Consider the following 16,923-nt stretch of genomic DNA (forward strand, 5'->3'; position numbering starts at 1 on the left):
GGACCGGTGTTCTCAATGCACGATGTCTTTCAGGATTCGCACGCTCATCTGGGCCGCCAGCCCACACCTGAGCAACCCCGCTCGAAAACCCCCGCATGCATCGCCGTGCGATTTCGAAATCGCCAGCCGTGCGCCGCAAGCTGCGGCGGCGCAAACGCGTCACCCTTCGCACACGTGGCGTCCTCCCTCGCCGCGAAGGAATCGACATGGCTAGCGACAAAAAAACAATCCGCATCTATACAGAACCGGCGGGCGGCTGGGGCGCATTGCGCGCCACGGGCGAAGCGCTCGCGCTGCAGGGCGTGGCGGTCTCCGGCGCGCGCACGTTGCTGCGCATGAACCAGCCCGAGGGCTTCGACTGCCCCGGCTGCGCGTGGCCCGATCCGAAGCACACTTCCTCGTTCGAATTCTGCGAGAACGGCGCGAAGGCCGTGGCCTGGGAGGCCACGGACAAGCGCTGCACGCCGGAATTTTTCGCCGCGCACAGCGTGAGTGCGCTCGCCGCGTGGGACGACTACGACCTTGAAATGGTCGGCCGCCTCACCCACCCCATGCGCTACGACGCCGCCACCGACCGTTACGTGCCCATCGGCTGGGACGAAGCATTTGCGCTGATCGGCACGCATCTGAACGCGCTGGAGAGCCCGAACGAAGCGGACTTCTACACGTCGGGGCGCGCCTCGAACGAGGCCGCTTTTCTCTACCAGGTGTTCGTGCGCGAATTCGGCACCAACAACTTCCCCGACTGCTCAAACATGTGCCACGAAGCGACCAGCGTGGGCCTGCCGCAGTCGATCGGCGTCGGCAAAGGCACGGTGCTGCTGGAGGACTTCGAGCACGCGGACGCCATCTTCATCTTCGGGCAGAACCCCGGCACCAACAGCCCGCGCATGATGAGCGACCTGCACGCGGCCTCTCGCCGCGGCGCGAGCATCGTCTCGTTCAATCCGTTTCGCGAGCGCGCGCTCGAGCGCTTCGCAGCGCCGCAGAACCCGATCGAAATGGCCACCTTCAGCTCGACGCCCATCAGCACCTGTCTCTATCAAGTGAAGGTCGGTGGCGACGCGGCCGTGCTCAAAGGCATGATGAAGGCGCTGCTCGAAATGGACGACGCCGCTGTGGCACACGACCGCCCGCGCATTCTCGATACCGAATTCATCGCGGGCCATACCCTGGGCTTCGAGACGCTCGAAGCGGACTTGCGCGCGACGTCATGGAAATCGATCGCCGCCCATAGCGGCCTCGCGCAGGCTGACATCGAATCGGCCGCGAGCCTTTACGCGGCGGCGAAGAACGCGATCCTCGTCTACGGCATGGGCATCACCCAGCATCACTGCGGGACCGCCAATGTGCAGCAGGTCGCGAACCTCGCACTCATGCGCGGCAATGTGGGCCGCCCAGGCGCGGGCCTGTGCCCCGTGCGCGGCCATTCGAACGTGCAAGGCAACCGCACGGTCGGTATCACGGAAAAGCCGCATGCGGCGCTCATCGACGGCATCGAGCGCGCCTTCGGCTTTCGGCCGAGCGCCGAACATGGCCGCGATGTCGTCGCGACCATCGAGGCCATGCTCAAGGGCGAGTCGAAGGTTTTCATCGGCCTGGGCGGCAACTTCGCGGCGGCTGTGCCCGACTGGCCGCGCGTACAGGCGGCAATGCGCAACCTCGCGCTCACGGTGCACATCGCGACCAAGCTCAATCGCAGCCATCTCGTGCACGGCAAGGACGCGCTGATCCTTCCCTGCCTCGGCCGTACCGAAATCGACGTGCAGGCGAACGGCCCGCAATCGATCACGGTGGAAGATTCGATGTCGATGGTGCACGCTTCGGCGGGCCGCAACCCGCCCGCCTCGCCGGACCTGCGCAGCGAACCCGCAATCGTCGCGGGCATCGCGCGCGCCACGCTCGGCGCGCGCTCGCGCGTGCCTTGGGAGCACCTGGTGGCCGACTACGACCGCATTCGCGAGGCCATTGAAATCGTGTTTCCCGCATTCCAGGCGTACAACGCGCGCATTCGCGTGCCAGGCGGCTTCCATCTGGGCTCGACCGCACGCGATCGCATCTGGGCCACGGCCACGGGCAAGGCCAATTTTCTCGTGTTTCAGGGGCTCGACGAAGATCCCGCGCACGGCGACTCCGACGCGCTCTGGCTCACCACCATGCGCAGCCACGACCAGTACAACACTACGCTCTATTCGCATTCGGACCGCTATCGCGGCGTATTTGGCCAACGCGACGTGGTCTTCGTGAACGCCGAGGAACTGCGCCGCCGCGAGATGCACGCGGGCGAGCGCGTGGACCTCGTCGCCCTGTCGCACGACGGCATCGAGCGCGTCGTGCGCGGCCTGACGCTTGTGGAATATGCGTTGCCCGACGGCTGCTGCGGCGCCTACTACCCCGAGGCGAATCCGCTCGTGCCGCTCTATGCCTACGACCCGCAAAGCCGCACGCCTTCCTATAAGGGCGTGCCCGTGAAGATCCGGCGTGCCGGCGCCGCTGCGCAACAAGGAAGCCTCCATGGAACTGTTTGACACGCTCGCCCTCTCGCGCCTGCAATTCGCGCTCACGGCCATCTTCCACATTCTCTGGCCGATCCTCACGATCAGCCTCGCGGCCTTCGTCCTGCTCGTGGAGGCCCTGTGGCTGCGCACGGGCGATCTCGCGTATTACCGGCACGCACGCTTCTGGTCGAAGCTCCTGATCCTGAACTTCGCCGTGGGCGTGGTGAGCGGCATTCCCATGGAGTTCCAGTTCGGCACCAACTGGGCAGGCTTCGCGCAGTACAGCGGGCAATTCATCGGCAACATTCTCGGCTTTGAAGGCGCGATGGCCTTCATGCTCGAAGCAGGCTTCATCGGCGTGATGCTGCTCGGCTGGGACCGCGTGCCGCGTGGCGTGCATCTGTTCGCAACGGCGATGGTCGCGCTAGGCTCCAGCCTCTCCGCGTTCTGGATCATGGTCGCGAACTCGTGGATGCAGACGCCGGCGGGCATCGAAGTCGTCGACGGCAAGATCGTCGTCAGCAGTTATCTGCACGCGATCTTCAACCCCGATGTCGCTTGGGGCGTGGGCCATATGTGGGTGGCCGCGATCGAAACGGGCATGTTCGTGGTCGCGGGTATTTCCGCGTGGCAAATGCTGCGCGCGCGTCAAGCCGAATTCTTCGCGCGCTCGTTCAAGCTCGCGCTCGCGGTGCTGCTCGTCGCGGCGCCCTTGCAGGTGTGGCTCGGCGATTCGAGCGGCGTGAGCGTATTCGCCACCCAGCCCGCCAAGGGCGCGGCGATCGAAGGCCACTGGCACACCAATGCGCCGGGCACGGGCGCGTCGTGGTCGCTGCTCGCCTGGCCCGATCAGGCTGCGCAGCGCAACGACTGGTCGATCGAGGTGCCGGGCATGCTGAGCGTGCTGGGCACCCATACGCTGCACGGCACCGTGAAGGGGCTCGCCGACTTCGCGCGCGAGGACCAGCCGCCCATGCTGCCACTGCTCTACTACGCGTTTCGCGTGATGGCGGGCATCGGCTTTCTGTTCGTGGCGCTCGCGCTGTGGACCGCCTGGTGCCTGCGGCGCGTACACGGCAGGCTCGACGCGCTGCTTCAGCGCCGCTGGCTGCTGCGCGCGTGGGTAGCGGCGATCCCGCTGCCGTATATCGCCGTCGAGGCGGGCTGGATCGTGCGCGAGGTGGGCCGCCAGCCGTGGGTCGTCTATGGCCTGCTGCGCACGCGCGATGCCGTCTCGGCCGTGCCGCCCAGCCATGTCGCAGCCAGCACCGTCATGTTCCTCTCGTTCTACCTCGTGCTGATCCTCACGTTCTTCCTGCTCGCGCGCCGCTGGCTGCGCACGGGACCGGACCTGCTCATCGCTCCGACGCGCGCCGCATCGCAAGCGGCCGATTCATACACCACGGTGGGCTGAAGCCACCGCCTCTCGCTGAAGGACGAAGGAACCCTCATGGATACTTCCACGCATGTCATGCTGGCCTATACCTGGTTCAGCCTCATCGGTCTCATGCTCGCGTTCTACGTCGTCACCGACGGCTTCGATCTCGGCGTCGGCATCCTCACGCTCCTGCGCCGCGAGCGCGCCGATCACGACGTGATGGTCGCCTCGATCGGCCACGTATGGGACGCCAACGAAACCTGGCTCGTCGTGGTGGGCGGCGCACTCTTCGGCGCCTTTCCGCTCGCCTACGCCCTCCTCATGCAAGCGCTCTATGTGCCCGTGATGGTGCTGATCGCGGGCCTCATCATGCGGGGCGCGGCCATCGAATTCCGCCACAGCGCGACGCGCGGCGCCCTCTTGGACCGCGTGTTCGGCTTCGGCAGCGTCGTGGCGGCCGCCGCGCAGGGCGTCATTCTCGGCAAGGTCATCACCGCGCTCGAACCCGGTCCCGTGAGCGCGCTCTTCGTCGCCTGTTCGGCGGTGGGCGTGATCGCGGGCTACTGTCTGCTGGGCGCAACATGGCTCATCCAGAAGACTCAGGGCCCGCTCGAGCAGTGGGCGCGCGGCGCGGCAAACGTGTACGCCAAGGTGTGCGTGGCGGCGGCACTCGCGCTGAGCGCCGCGACCTGGCTCTACAGCAGCGTGGGCCACGACCGCTGGTCGCAAGCACCGGTCGTGCACATGCTTGGCGCGCTCGGCCTGCTCGCGGCGCTGGCCTTCGTCGCGATCCTGGTCGGCTTGCGGCGCACGGCGTCGGCCCTGCCGTTTCGCGCCACCATCGCGATGTTCCTGATTTCGTTTCTGGGTCTCGCCATCAGCCTCTTTCCCGACTTCGTGCCGGGCAAGCTGCGCATTATCGACGCCGCTTCCGATAGCGCGACGCTCACCTTCATGCTGATCGGCATCGGTTTCGTGTTTCCGGTCATGATCGGCTACAACCTCTACCAGTACTACATCTTCCGCGGCAAGGTCAGCATGCCCGCACACGCGGAGGAAAACGCTTGAGACGCGGGCGTTTGTTCCGAACGCCCAATGAAAGAGGGGCGCTCCGTGCGGAGCGCCCCTCTTTCATGTTCGCCTCTTATCGCGCTAGGGCGTGGTTTCCACCTCAAGTGCGCGCCGCTTCGTCGAGAACGAGGCTATGGATCATCGCGTCGGCGTTGAGCGCCTGCGGACGCATCGGGCGCGGGCGATAGACGTGCTCGCCGCGCCGGATCTCGCGCCCGCTCACTGCGCACACGCCCGAGCGGCGCGCGCGGGTGCGATACCACTCCTGATCGCAATACGCGCACCGCGCGGGATCGCGCCAGGCGAGCGTGACGCGCGTGGCCGTGGCGCGCTCCAGCACACGGATCGTGAGGCCGGGCACGGGCTTGTCGGCGCTGCGGCGCGAAGCGGGCTTGCGCGCCGCCGGAACAGGCTGGCTCGGACACGTCTCGCCCGACAACAACCCAAGCAGGCCAATCGTCATTTGCCACGGGTCGACAACTTGCGTTTGCGCTTCCATATTTCGGACTCCTGTTGTAACCGCGTTCAACTTTGCTGTGAATTCTGGGATCTCGCTGCGCCAAAGTTCCATTCGCGGCGGCAGCGTCAACGGTCAAGCTTCAGACGAGGAGAGGTTCCGCTTCGATGCCGCCAAATCCATGCGGCGACTCGACACCCGGCAAGCACTCGGCGGGCGACGGGAGCACCGCCGTTTCCACCTTCGGCTCGTGCGCCGCTTCCGTGGGAAGATGACCGAGCAGATACTGCGTGCTGTGCGCCATGAAGCGCACGAGGTCGCTATCGAAGCCCATCGTTGCTTTTCCTCCAGGAATATGGCGTCTCTCCCACGAAACGCTTGAAGACGGTCGTGAAGTGCGCCTGCGAGCGAAAGCCGCAGGCGAGCGCGACGTCGAGCACGTTGTGCTGCGAGCCGAGCAGCAGCGACTGTGCGTGGTCGATGCGCCGGCGCAGCAGGTATTCATGCGGGCGCAGGCCGCAAGCCTCGCGAAACTGCGCCGCGAAGTGCATGCGCGTAAGACCCGCGCTCTGCGCCATTTCCGCGAGCCCGATGGGGTCGCCGAGATGCGCGTCGACGTACTCCATCACGCGCGTCATGCGCCATTTCGGCAACTCGGCCGCGACGCGCGCGCTGCGCGACGTTCCCGCGTACTGGCGGCTCACGAGGCGAGAAACGATGGCGAGGCTTACGCTGTCCGTAAAGACCTTGCCAAGCGCGGCGTCGCTGGTCTGCGAAACCGCTAGCGCCTGGCTCAGGCGCTCGATCGCGGGGTCGCGCAGCAAGCGGCCGTCGCCGAGCACGAGGTCGCCGTTGTGCGCGTGCTCGAACAGGTCCGCGTAGCATTCCTCGAGCACCTTTTGCGCCACGTACAGATGCAGCACGTCGCATGGCGACAAAAAGCACGCCCGCGCGGCAACACCGGGCGCGCCCACATGCGCGACGCCCGCCGACACGCGCCCACGAATCAGCGGACGCGCGCCGTAATCGAAATCGACCACGGTGCACTTGAGATTGAGTGCCACGCAATGCATCGACGCATGCCCATCGCTCACGACATCGAGCGGCACGCGCGGCCTGCGCGACCAGCGCAGGACCCGCATCTCGGGCGACGTTTGCAGCTTGTCGCCCGGTACGCGCCATTCGGCTTCCGCGTCGATCGGCTGGCGCGCCGCGCGCGACGGCACAAGACAGTCGGACAGATTGCTCATGAGATTCGCTCCTTTCTCGCCGCCGTCGTGTCCAAGTTCCGACCTGAAGCGCCACGACGATGAGTAATGTGATCAGGCTCCACCTTACCCGACGAATATCGCGCCCACTAGTCGTACAATGGATTGCGCCTTTGGCGTGAATGTTTGAGGCACTCATACCGACGTTTAACCCAATGCCCGTCTAAATATCCCGTAGTACGGAATGAAGGCCGAGGTACCCCGCGCGCGCCGTATTTCCGTCGGCCGCTTATTCCCCGTGCACTGATCCGCTCATACCTTGGTATGAGCCGCCGATAAAAAGCGTGGTAGAAGGAATTGAAAATTCCATGAACGGCGGCGCGCCCGGTCATTCGCGCATTGGCGGAAATCGGCGGGCGTGCAAGCGTGGAAAACGGGAGATATGAGGAGCGTTGCGATTCAGGATTCGTCGGCGGACGCGCTAATGCCAAGCGTCTTCGCCTTGAGCACGAAATCGGCGAATGAATTCGATTCCATTTTTCGCATCGCCTGGCCGCGATGAATCTTCACGGTGATTTCGCTCAAATTCATTTCGGCGGCAATCTGTTTATTGCGCAGCCCCGAGGCCACCAGCGCCATCACTTCGCGCTCGCGCTGCGTCAGCGATCCATAGCATTTGCGCAGGTCCGAAACGGAGCGATCGGCGCTGCGCCGCTTTTCATCGGCCGCGAGCGCGTGATCGACGGCGTCGAGCATGTCCTGATCGCGAAACGGCTTGGCGAGAAAGTCCGTGGCGCCCGCCTTCATGGCCTTGACCGTCATGGCGATATCGCCGTGTGCGGTCATGAAGATGATGGGAATGCGCAGATCGCTCTGCGCAATCTGCTCCTGCACCGCAAGGCCGCTCTGCCCTTTGAGGCGCACGTCGAGAATCAGGCAGCTCGGTACGTCGGGCCGCTCGAAGGCGAGAAATTCGCGCGCCGATGCGAACGTCTGCACCGGCAGATCAACCGAGCGCAGCAAGGTGCCCACGGCCTCGCGCATCAAGTCGTCGTCGTCGACCACGTAGACGAGCCGGCCCGGCGCCAAGCCCCCTGCATCGCGCTGAACGTTCATGTGACAAGCTCCTCTTGTGCGGATTCCAGCGGCAGTGTAATCAAAAAGCGCGCCCCGTGAGCCGCCGGCGCGTCAAGGCCAATGCTGCCGCCATGCGCTTCGACGATCGAGCGGCAGATCGACAGTCCCATGCCCATGCCGTTTGCCTTTGTTGTAAAGAATGGATTGAACAGGCGTTCGCGATCTTGCTCGCGGATACCGGGGCCGGAATCCTCGATACTCAATTGCACCTCCTGTTCGTTCAGCCTATGGGTCGCGACGACAACGCGGCGCGGCGCGCGCTCGCGTTCGGCCATCGCCTGCACCGCGTTCATCAGCAGATTGATGACTACCTGCTGCAACTGGACATTATCCGCATGAACGAATGCTTTTTCACGCGCGCGCTGCACGTCGCAGCACACGCCGTTGCGCTGGAATTCGCGCGCCATCAGTTCCACGGCTTCGTCCACGACGTCGTCCAGCGCGATGCAGGTGAATGCTGCAGGACACTTTTGCGCCATGGCGCGTATCTGGCGCACGATCTCGTTGGCCCGCCGCGCCGATTTGATCATCTGCCCGATCGAGCGCGCCGCCTCGTCGACATCGGGCTCGATGCGGTTGAGCCAGCGCAGCGCGGCGTCGCCAGACGTGACCACGGCCGCCATGGGCTGCGTGACTTCGTGCGCCATCGAGGCCGCCATTTCACCGAGCGTGGTCATGCGCGTCACGTGCGCGAGTTCTGCCATCGAGCGCGCGAGTACCTCCTGCGTCTGGCGCGAGTCGGTGATGTCCATGAGCGCGCCCACATAGGCGAGACCGGTCGATGCAGGCGGCCCTGGATGCGCGACATAGTGCACGTATTTGAGCGCGCCGTCCGGCATCACCAGCCGGTACTCCAGATCGATCAGCGGCGCGAGCGTGGCGCCGCCGCCGTGCGCGGCTTCGACCTGGGCGCGGTCGTCGGGGTGCGTGCGCGCGAGAATGAGCGCAAGGCTTGGCGTCATCTCCGATGCGGGGTCGTAGCCGAAGATGCGCCAGGCCTCGTTCGACCAGATCATCTCGCCGTTCGCGGGCGCGAAGCCAATACTGCCGGTCTTGCTCAGCCGCTGCGCGTCGACGAGGAAGGCCTCGCTGCGCGTGAGCGCATCCTCCGCGCGCTTGCGCGCCTCGATATCGGTGTTCACACCATACCAGCGGCGCACCGCGCCGCTCGCGTCGCGCTGCGGCTCGGCGGCGATATGCATCCAGCGGTAGCGCCCGTCGCGCTGGCGTACGCGCGAGAGATTGTCGAGCGGCCGGCCGGAAGCGACCGAGGCTCGCCAGTCGCCGCGCATGCGGCTCAAGTCGTCCGGATGCACGAGGGCCGCCCACAGGTCCATGTCCCGGTCCTTCGTGTCGATGCCGGACTCCTGCCAGCGCCGGTTCACGAACACCACGTCGCCTTCGTTCGGAGCGCTCCAAACCATGCCCGGAATCGCGTCAATCGCCGCACGCAATTCCTTCTGCTGCGCCGCGAGTTCCTCACCCATCTGCTTTTGCAGCGTGATGTCGTTGTTCGTCGCGAGTATCGCGCGCGGCTCGCCCTTGGCGTCGCGCCATACGGCAAGCCGGCTCATGACGCTCACGGCGCGACCGTCGCAGCGCACGCGTTGCAGTTCGCCCGACCAGTGACCATTGCTCAGCAGCGCGGCGTCAATCTCGTCGAGCGGCGCGGCGGCTCGAGTTTGCGTGAGATCGTGGATGCGCTGGCCGACGGCCTGTGCTGCGCTCCAGCCATAGAGCGCTTCCGCGCCGTGATTCCAGAACGTGATCTTGCCGCCCAGGTCGTAGACGAGGATCGCGTCGTGCGTGAGGTTGAGCATATCGATCTGCTCGTGCAATTGCACGGTTTTCGCGAGATTACGCAGCGAGAGGAACGAGGTCGAGCCAATCGCGAGCAGGCTCACCACGCAACGCGCGATCGAGTTGCCCGTATAGTCGCTGCCGTGCGAGAAGACGAAGCCCGCGAGTGTGAGCACGCCGACGGTGACCGCGGTGCCCACCACGGCCATGCTCGATCCGCTCGACGCGACGAGCAGCACGACCACGACATAGAAGACGGCAACGGCGATATCGAGCGGCGTGAACGCGTCGACGCAGAATACGCCGAGCGCGACGAGCGCGGCGAGCCAGAGGACCAGGCCCCCTTCGGGCCGATGCCGAATGGCGTCGGATCGGATGAGCGTGGCGTTCAAGTGGAACGACTGAGTTTTTCCAGGCATGCGAGGATCGCATCCCCGTTGACCGGCTTGTCGAGAAAACACAGCGCGCCATTGGCGAGCGCTTCCTTGCGCCGCGCCTCGGAGCCGAATGCGCTGATAAAGATAATGGGCGGGGCCCACCCCAGTTCGGCGAGCTTGCGCTGCATCTCGATGCCGCCCATGCCGGGCATCTGCACGTCGGAAATCACGCAGTTTACGTCGCCAAGGCGGCCGGAATCCAGAAACGCCTCAGCCGATGCATACACCCGAACGTCGCAACCCAGCGACCTCAGCAGGCTGCAAGTCGCGAGACGCACGTTTTCGTCATCGTCGACGATGGAAACTATCATGGGGGTTTGCAAGCGAATGGTCCTCGTCCAGTACAGCGTTTCGGGCGGGGCTCGAGAAGTGCTGACCGCTCATGTTCGTTATCTTAGATAGGGGCGTCGTCGAGTAACACTATATCTCGATGTGTGACAACTATATCTAAGTATGAAGCGGGTAACGTTTCACTCGTCGGGCCTCGAGCGGCGCTGCCCTCACGCAAGCGCCATGTCCTGCGGCGCGTGCTGCGGGAGCATGGCGGGTCGTGGCGCGCCGTGCAGTTCGTCGCTCAGGCGCGCGAAGGCGAAATCGATGAAACTTCGCACCCGCATGGGCATGGGCGCGCGCCTGGGATAGCAGAGCAGCACCTTGCGGCGCTCGCTCGCATAGTCGGGCAGCACGCTCATCAGACGCCCCGCCGCAAGATCGCCACGCACGAGATACTGCGGAAGCTGCGCTATGCCCACCCCCGCGCGCGCCGCATGCACGATGGCACTCACCTCGTTGAAGGTGGCGACCGCCTGGATCGGGCAACTAAGCGGCACGCCGCTCGCGGCGAACTCCCAGGCCTGGGCAAGCGAACCGCGCGAACCGCGCGAGCCCCTTAGCCCGATGCAGCGATGTCGCGCCAGTTCATCGGGCGTGCGCGGCGCGCCGCGCCGGCGCAGATACGCGGGCGCGGCGCATTGCACCAGCTTGAGCGTGCCGAGCGCGCGCACGATCCAGCTACAGTCCGGCTCCACGCCCACGCGCACGGCCACGTCGATCTGTTCGTCGAGCGTCTCGTTGTGGCGTTCGTCGATCGACACATCGAATTCAATCTCAGGATGCAGCTCGCTGAAGGCCGCGATGAGCGGCGAGAGCATGGTGCCCGCTATCACCGGTGGCGCGCCGATTCGAATCACGCCGCGCAGGGCCGCGTTCGAGCGGCACACGTCGCTCATGCCCGATTCGATCAATTGAATCCCTTCGAGCAGCGGCGCAAAAAAAAGCGCGCCCTCTTCCGTGAAACTCACCTTGCGGGTGGACCGGTTCAACAGCCGTACCTTGAGCGCGCCTTCGAGGTCGGACACGGCACGACTCACGGCGGGCGTCGACAAGCCCGACGCACGCGCGGCTTGCGTGAAGCTTCCCAGTTGCCCGACAGCGATAAATGCCTTGAGTGACTTGAACATGTCCATAGCGAGACTCTCCACTTGTGAATGGCGCCGTAGCGCATGCCGGGACTCGTAACCTGGCGACGAGGTGGATGATGGACAGCCCGGCGAGTCGAGGTGCGTGATTTCTGCCGGCGTTTTCAGATTCGAACGACGCCGTGCGCCCAACCTAAACCAAGGTATGGAACGTCAATCGATGGTCTGAAACGGACATATCAGAGGCTGATGGTGCCGGCGCAAGCGCGTTGCTATCGTTGGACTGGCTACCGAAGCCGCGCCCGGCGCTTAAGCGCAAACATTTTTGCCCTGTGCAATTCTTCCGGACGCGCATCGACTGATGCACCGGACAGGTTGAATTGCCGGCGGACCACGCCGGCATGACGCACGCGCAACCGACATTGAAAAGGACACCCATGAACGTGACGCCCGCAGGCGCCACACCGCCGCGCCTGCGCGACGAATGGCTCGCGTACTGGAAAGACGACCCGCCGCGCTTTCTGCACATCGTCAAGGTGGGCCTCGCGGTCGCGCTTTCGATGGGCCTGTGCATGCGCCTCGAGTTGCGCTCGCCGGCCACGGCCATGCTTTCCTGTGTAATCGTGATGATGCACCAGCAAAGCGGCATCGTGATCGCGCGCGGTTTCTATCGCGGGCTCGGCATGGTGGGCGGGAGCCTCGCGGGCCTCGTTCTGATCGCGTTATTCGCCCAGCAGCCGTTGCCCTTCTTTCTCGCGCTTGCGGCGTGGATCGGACTGTGCGCGTTTGGCTCGGCGTACTTTCGCAATTTCCAGTCCTACGGCCTCGTGCTCACCGGCTTCGCCACGGCGATCACGGCGATGCCCGCGATATCGAATCCGTACGGCGTATTCGACAACGTGGTCTATACGATCAGCGAGGTCGCGATCGGCGTGGTGTGCGCGAGCGTGGTGAGTTCGATCGTGCTGCCGCGTAACGTCGCGCCGGCGCTCGCTGCGGCAAGCCGCGTGAGCTTCACGCATCTGCTGGGCGCCCTGCGCACGACGCTCGAACACGCGACGTCGATGCCGCAGACGCCCTCGTCGGCCGCTCCGCAGGCGGACGCGCTGCTGGGCCTTATCAGCGAGCGCGCGAACGTCGAGTTGCTGCGCACCGGCGCGCTATTCGAAGATCCGTCGATGCGGTTCCTGCATTCCGTTTTTCTCGATCTCGACCGCAGCTTTCTCGACACTGTCACGTGGCTCTACGCACTGCAACGCCTCAAGGCGCACGCGATCGCCGACGCGCATCCCCGCGCGCAGGCCGCCATCGCGGCGCTGACCGACGCGACGCTCGCGCTCATGCCTGCGCAGGCGGGCGCGCCAGGCATCACGGACGCCGCCGTGGCCGCCTTGCTCCCCCAACTCGACGCGTTCGAAGCGGCGCTGCCCGCGCGGCTCGCCGCGCAACTGCAAGCGCTCGCGGATCTGCCGCCATCGCAACGCCGGGTCGTGGCGAGCACCGGTGCCGCGCTCCTTTTCATGACAGCGGATCTGCGCCTGCTCTGCCGCCGCTATATCGAAGCGCGCAACGCCGACCGCCTGCCCTGGAACGTCTCCGTGCTTCAGGCGATCAGCCGTATCGCGCGCCAGCACGCGGTGGCTAACCGCACGGCCGCGCTGGTCGCAGGCGCTCGCGCGGCGCTCGCAGTCCTGCTGGTCGGCGCCGTGTGGGTTGCCTCGGGCTGGGTTGGCGGCGCGACCGCGATCGTCGCGGTGGCCATCACGAGTACGCTGTTCGCGCTCGTACCCGACCCGCCCATGGCCGCGTGGCAAATCTTCATGGGCTGTCTGGCGGGTTGGCTCACCGGCTTCGGCTTCAGCTTTTTCGCGCTGCCCCATCTCGGCACCTTCACGCTGCTTGCGGCGGCGACCGCCATCGTCGTGATGGTCGGCGGCTACCTCAACACGTTCCCGAGGACGGCCGTACTAGGGCTCGGCTTCAACATCTACTTCTGCTTCATCGTCGGCATTTCGAATCCGGCCGTCTATAACCCGAGCGCGTATCTCGACACGGGCTTTGCGCTGCTTTGCGGGATCGCCACCGCCGCCGTGGCGTTTTCCGTGCTCGCGCCGCGCGCGGGCGAATGGATTGCGCGCCGCTACCTCGCGGACGTGCGCGCCCTCATTACCAGCGACGCGCGCGACGGCGAACTGGACGACGATCTGCTCTACGCGTTCGAACAGAAAGTGCGCGACTGCATCATGCAGATCGCCTCCGCGCCCGCCGATCCGCGCGTGGATCGCGAGCGTATGATCGCGTGGGCATTTGCCGTGCTCGAAGCGGGCCGCGCGATGATCCTGATGCGCCTCGACACGCAGCAGCTTGGCGACTCGCTGCCCGCGGCGTGGGCCGATCGTCTGCAAGCGTGGCTCCAGGCGCTGGCCGAATTGTTCGATGCGCCCGCGCCCGAGCGCGCGAGACGTGCGCTCGCCGCCACCGACGAAGCGCTCGCGGCGCTGCCGCCGGGCATCGATCCGGGCCCGAATGCGCAGGGTGACGCCCCGGCCGATCACGAAGCGCTCATCCGTTGCCGCATGCAGGCGTTGCTGCACTTCACGGAACTGGGGCTGCGCGACGACGCGCTCGCACTCTGGGCGCACACGGAGCGTTCCGCATGAAAACGCGTACCGTGCTGTCCTTTTTCGGTCGGCGCACAGTCGCATTCGCGGCGGTGGTGTCGGCGGCGCTTCTGCTCGGCGGGTGCATCAACAGCGGCGGCATCCACACGCACGCGACGATGGTCGATGCAAGTACGCTCGATCCCGGCGCCGCCTTGCGCGAGACGCAAGCCGATGCGCAATGGCCGCCAGACGACTGGTGGCGGCACTGGGGCGACGAGCAACTCGATCGCGTGGTGGGCGACGCCACGGCGGGCAATCCCGACCTGCAAGCGCTCGCCGCGCGGGTGGAGGCCGCGCGCTTCCAGACGGAAATCGCCGGGGCGAATGCGCTGCCGCAGGCGAACATGGATGGCTCGTTCGAGCGCCGCCGCTACGCGCGCTACACCACGCCCGCGCCGCCGGGAGGCACGACAGTGTGGAGCAACGACATCGGCGCGACGCTGTCTTACGACCTCGATCTCTGGGGCAAACAGCGTGCGATCCGCGCGGGCGCGCTCGACAATCTGCACGCCACAGCCGCCGACGCGCGCTTTGCCATGGTCGAACTGCAAACCAGCGTCGTGCGCACCTATGTGCAGCTTTCGCTCGACTACGCGCTCGCCGACGTGTATCGCGCGGTTCAGGACGAGGAGCGGCGCACCTTCGAGATCGCGACGCAGCGCTGGCGCGCGGGCATCGGCAGCCGCCTCGAAGCGACCCAAGCGCAAACGCAGCTCTCCATGAGCGCGACGCGCCTGCAACGCGCGCAGCAGCAAATCGCGCTGGATCGTCTCGCGATTGCCGCGCTGTGTGGCAAAGGCCCCGGTTACGGCGACGCGCTCGCGCGGCCAACGCTCGCCCTGAGCGTGCCGCTCGCGCTGCCGGATGCGTTGCCGGCGGAGCTGGTCGGTCATCGCGCGGACGTCGTGGCGGCGCGCTGGCGCGTGCTCGAAGCGGACAAGCGCATCGACGCCGCGCACGCTGACTTCTATCCCGACATCAATCTGCTTGCGACGGCTTCGCTCGGTTCGGCGGCCACCTTCGGCGGCTTCTTCAACTTCCTCAATAGCGACGGCATCGGGCATGGCGTCGGCGCGGCGATCTCGCTGCCGATTTTCGACGGCGGACGCCGGCGCGGTCAGTACGGAGTGGCGGTCTCGTCGCGCGACGCCGCAGTGGACGTCTACAACCGCACGGTCGTGAACGCGATGCGCGACGTGGCCGTGCAGGCGGTGTCGCTGCGCGCGCTGGAGGATCAGCAGGCCTCGACCCAGTCGACGCTCGACGCCGCGCGTACGGCATACCGCCTGGCCGACGCGGGCTACCGCAGCGGCATCAGCGAGTTTCTCAACGTGCTGGCCGCGCAGAACACGCAGTTGCAGCAGGAGCAGAGTCTCGCGCAGGTGCAGGCGCAGCGGCTCGACGCGTGGGCGTTGCTGATGAGCGCGCTGGGCGGCGGCTATGACGCCGCGCGCTCCGTGAATTCAGCCCGACCCAATCCAGGAGCGAGCGATGCCGCGCGAGATTGAGTGCTTTTCGCTGCTCGTGCCGGGCTTGCTGCCCATTCTCGCGGCCTGCGCGCTGTTGTTCGTCGCGCTCGATCTCGCGTTCGCGCGGCTCGGCCTGTATCGCTTCGTTTGGCATCCTGGCCTCTTTCGCGTCGCGCTGTTCGCGGCGCTGTTCAGCGGCGCGTCACTGCTGTTGCGTCAGTGACCGCGCCCACACTGTGTGACCCACGATGAATACCCGAACCCTCCTGCGCGCCGCCACCACGCTCGTGCTGCTCGCCGTGTCCATCGCGCTCGTGCGAGCGCTGTGGCTCGACTACATGTTCTCGCCCTGGACCCGCGACGGACGCGTGCGCGCCAAGGTCGTGCAGATCGCAACCGACGTGTCCGGTCTCGTGAGCGACGTGCGCGTGCGCGACAACCAGTACGTGCACAAGGGCGACGTGCTGTTCGTGCTCGACCCGGCGCGCTTTCAGTACGCCATCGCCCAGGCCGATGCCGACCTCCAGCGCGCCCAGGCGCAACTCGCCGAAACGAAGGCGCGCATGGCGGCGGCCCAGACCGAGTACGGGATGAAGCGCGCCCAGGCCGCGCGCCGCGCAAGTCTCGCTGGCGACGCGATTTCCGAGGAAAACCGCGCCGACGCCGATTCGCTCGCCCTGCAATCCCAATCGTCCTATGAAGGCGCGGCGGCAGCGTACGCGTCGGCGCAGGCGCAGGTGAAGGCGGCCCAGGTTGCGCAGCGCACGGCCGTGCTCAACCTCGCGCGCAGCGAGGCGCACGCCCCCGCCGACGGCTATATCACCAACCTCGACCTGTACCCCGGCGACTTCGCGAGCGCGGGCGTCGCGCGCGTGGCGCTGATCGACGCGCATTCCTTTTGGGTGTACGGCTATTTCGAGGAAACGAAACTGCCTTCGGTGCGGGTGGGTGACCCGGCGCAGGTGCGTCTGCTCTCGGGCGGCACGCCGATCGATGGACACGTGGAGAGCCTCGCCAGCGGCATTGCCGATCGCGACAACCCCACGAGCCGCGGCGACCTGCTCGCCGACGTCAATCCGATCTTTACGTGGGTGCGCCTCGCGCAGCGCGTGCCCGTGCGGATTCACCTCGACCGTGTTCCCGATGGCGTCAAGCTTGCCATGGGCATGACCTGCACCGTGACACTCACGCCGTCGGCGCGGCCCTAACGGCTCACGCAACGCATGCCCAATCGGCATCGTGCGAATCCGCAAAGCGGGCCGCAGCGCGCAAACACAAGCTTTCCGGCGTGCGCACAATGCGCCTGAAACCGCGTTTTCATTGCGATTTTTGCAACGTGGGATTGCGTGGCGTCCGGCTTCCGCAGGGCTGGCGCCTCTTCTAACCT

14 protein-coding genes are annotated in these 16,923 nt (G+C 66.0%); 7 read left to right on the forward strand and 7 right to left on the reverse strand.

What is annotated here, in order from left to right:
• The first annotated feature begins 206 nt into the window (after positions 1 to 206).
• From AB3X98_RS25325 to AB3X98_RS25335, 3 genes are read left to right on the forward strand one after another with little or no spacing between them, the layout of a single operon-like run.
• Positions 207 to 2,528, forward strand: coding sequence for an FdhF/YdeP family oxidoreductase (locus AB3X98_RS25325; protein WP_368602965.1), 2,322 nt, complete (start codon positions 207 to 209; stop codon positions 2,526 to 2,528).
• Positions 2,515 to 3,912 (forward strand): cytochrome ubiquinol oxidase subunit I, encoded by a 1,398-nt coding sequence (locus AB3X98_RS25330; protein WP_368602964.1) that lies wholly within the window; start codon positions 2,515 to 2,517, stop codon positions 3,910 to 3,912. Before AB3X98_RS25325 ends, AB3X98_RS25330 begins: the two co-directional genes overlap by 14 nt.
• Positions 3,913 to 3,948: 36 nt before the next feature.
• Positions 3,949 to 4,944, forward strand: a complete 996-nt coding sequence (locus tag AB3X98_RS25335; protein ID WP_368602963.1) for a cytochrome d ubiquinol oxidase subunit II — start codon at positions 3,949 to 3,951, stop codon at positions 4,942 to 4,944.
• Between the two features lie 103 nt (positions 4,945 to 5,047).
• Here AB3X98_RS25335 and AB3X98_RS25340 read toward each other — a convergent pair whose 3' ends face one another.
• The 7 genes from AB3X98_RS25340 to AB3X98_RS25370 form a co-directional block, all read right to left on the reverse strand.
• On the reverse strand, positions 5,048 to 5,446 hold the full coding sequence (locus AB3X98_RS25340; protein WP_254316566.1) for a DUF3331 domain-containing protein: 399 nt from the start codon (positions 5,444 to 5,446) through the stop codon (positions 5,048 to 5,050).
• 100 nt (positions 5,447 to 5,546) lie between these two features.
• Positions 5,547 to 5,738 (reverse strand): hypothetical protein, encoded by a 192-nt coding sequence (locus tag AB3X98_RS25345; RefSeq protein WP_368602962.1) that lies wholly within the window; start codon positions 5,736 to 5,738, stop codon positions 5,547 to 5,549.
• The gene (locus AB3X98_RS25350) at positions 5,725 to 6,654 is read right to left on the reverse strand and encodes a helix-turn-helix domain-containing protein (protein ID WP_254316568.1); all 930 of its coding nucleotides are present in this window, start codon (positions 6,652 to 6,654) and stop codon (positions 5,725 to 5,727) included. Before AB3X98_RS25350 ends, AB3X98_RS25345 begins: the two co-directional genes overlap by 14 nt.
• A 417-nt stretch (positions 6,655 to 7,071) precedes the next feature.
• A complete protein-coding gene (locus AB3X98_RS25355) occupies positions 7,072 to 7,728 on the reverse strand; it encodes a response regulator transcription factor (RefSeq protein ID WP_254316569.1) in 657 nt (218 codons plus the stop codon).
• Positions 7,725 to 9,968 carry a PAS domain S-box protein gene (locus tag AB3X98_RS25360; RefSeq protein WP_368602961.1) on the reverse strand — a complete coding sequence of 748 codons (2,244 nt, stop codon included), beginning with the start codon at positions 9,966 to 9,968 and terminating at the stop codon, positions 7,725 to 7,727. The genes AB3X98_RS25355 and AB3X98_RS25360 overlap by 4 nt, the downstream gene beginning before the upstream one ends.
• Positions 9,938 to 10,297, reverse strand: coding sequence for a response regulator transcription factor (locus tag AB3X98_RS25365; RefSeq protein WP_368602960.1), 360 nt, complete (start codon positions 10,295 to 10,297; stop codon positions 9,938 to 9,940). The genes AB3X98_RS25360 and AB3X98_RS25365 overlap by 31 nt, the downstream gene beginning before the upstream one ends.
• Before the next feature lie 189 nt (positions 10,298 to 10,486).
• Positions 10,487 to 11,452, reverse strand: coding sequence for a LysR family transcriptional regulator (locus tag AB3X98_RS25370; protein WP_368602959.1), 966 nt, complete (start codon positions 11,450 to 11,452; stop codon positions 10,487 to 10,489).
• 389 nt (positions 11,453 to 11,841) lie between these two features.
• On the opposite strand from AB3X98_RS25370, the gene AB3X98_RS25375 reads away from it, so the two are divergent.
• The 4 genes from AB3X98_RS25375 to AB3X98_RS25390 are packed head-to-tail and all read left to right on the forward strand — an operon-like array spanning position 11,842 to position 16,744.
• Positions 11,842 to 14,064, forward strand: coding sequence for an FUSC family protein (locus tag AB3X98_RS25375; RefSeq protein WP_368602958.1), 2,223 nt, complete (start codon positions 11,842 to 11,844; stop codon positions 14,062 to 14,064).
• Positions 14,061 to 15,575, forward strand: coding sequence for an efflux transporter outer membrane subunit (locus AB3X98_RS25380; RefSeq protein ID WP_368602957.1), 1,515 nt, complete (start codon positions 14,061 to 14,063; stop codon positions 15,573 to 15,575). Before AB3X98_RS25375 ends, AB3X98_RS25380 begins: the two co-directional genes overlap by 4 nt.
• Positions 15,559 to 15,759 carry a DUF1656 domain-containing protein gene (locus tag AB3X98_RS25385; RefSeq protein WP_254316574.1) on the forward strand — a complete coding sequence of 67 codons (201 nt, stop codon included), beginning with the start codon at positions 15,559 to 15,561 and terminating at the stop codon, positions 15,757 to 15,759. Before AB3X98_RS25380 ends, AB3X98_RS25385 begins: the two co-directional genes overlap by 17 nt.
• A 25-nt stretch (positions 15,760 to 15,784) precedes the next feature.
• Entirely contained in the window at positions 15,785 to 16,744 is a 960-nt protein-coding gene (locus AB3X98_RS25390) for a biotin/lipoyl-binding protein (RefSeq protein ID WP_368602956.1), read from the forward strand.
• Positions 16,745 to 16,923: the final 179 nt, after the last annotated feature.

Source organism: Paraburkholderia sp. BR14312, assembly GCF_040948675.1.
GTDB lineage: Bacteria > Pseudomonadota > Gammaproteobacteria > Burkholderiales > Burkholderiaceae > Paraburkholderia > Paraburkholderia nodosa_A.

What these genes read in the sequence shown, in the direction of transcription:
- AB3X98_RS25355 (WP_254316569.1), bottom strand. Translation starts at nt 7,728, where the DNA reads ATGAACGTTCAGCGCGATGCAGGGGGCTTGGCGCCGGGCCGGCTCGTC.
- AB3X98_RS25340 (WP_254316566.1), bottom strand. Translation starts at nt 5,446, where the DNA reads ATGGAAGCGCAAACGCAAGTTGTCGACCCGTGGCAAATGACGATTGGC.
- AB3X98_RS25375 (WP_368602958.1), top strand. Translation starts at nt 11,842, where the DNA reads ATGAACGTGACGCCCGCAGGCGCCACACCGCCGCGCCTGCGCGACGAA.
- AB3X98_RS25370 (WP_368602959.1), bottom strand. Translation starts at nt 11,452, where the DNA reads ATGGACATGTTCAAGTCACTCAAGGCATTTATCGCTGTCGGGCAACTG.
- AB3X98_RS25335 (WP_368602963.1), top strand. Translation starts at nt 3,949, where the DNA reads ATGGATACTTCCACGCATGTCATGCTGGCCTATACCTGGTTCAGCCTC.
- AB3X98_RS25345 (WP_368602962.1), bottom strand. Translation starts at nt 5,738, where the DNA reads ATGGGCTTCGATAGCGACCTCGTGCGCTTCATGGCGCACAGCACGCAG.
- AB3X98_RS25360 (WP_368602961.1), bottom strand. Translation starts at nt 9,968, where the DNA reads ATGCCTGGAAAAACTCAGTCGTTCCACTTGAACGCCACGCTCATCCGA.
- AB3X98_RS25385 (WP_254316574.1), top strand. Translation starts at nt 15,559, where the DNA reads ATGCCGCGCGAGATTGAGTGCTTTTCGCTGCTCGTGCCGGGCTTGCTG.
- AB3X98_RS25350 (WP_254316568.1), bottom strand. Translation starts at nt 6,654, where the DNA reads ATGAGCAATCTGTCCGACTGTCTTGTGCCGTCGCGCGCGGCGCGCCAG.
- AB3X98_RS25390 (WP_368602956.1), top strand. Translation starts at nt 15,785, where the DNA reads ATGAATACCCGAACCCTCCTGCGCGCCGCCACCACGCTCGTGCTGCTC.
- AB3X98_RS25330 (WP_368602964.1), top strand. Translation starts at nt 2,515, where the DNA reads ATGGAACTGTTTGACACGCTCGCCCTCTCGCGCCTGCAATTCGCGCTC.
- AB3X98_RS25365 (WP_368602960.1), bottom strand. Translation starts at nt 10,297, where the DNA reads ATGATAGTTTCCATCGTCGACGATGACGAAAACGTGCGTCTCGCGACT.
- AB3X98_RS25325 (WP_368602965.1), top strand. Translation starts at nt 207, where the DNA reads ATGGCTAGCGACAAAAAAACAATCCGCATCTATACAGAACCGGCGGGC.
- AB3X98_RS25380 (WP_368602957.1), top strand. Translation starts at nt 14,061, where the DNA reads ATGAAAACGCGTACCGTGCTGTCCTTTTTCGGTCGGCGCACAGTCGCA.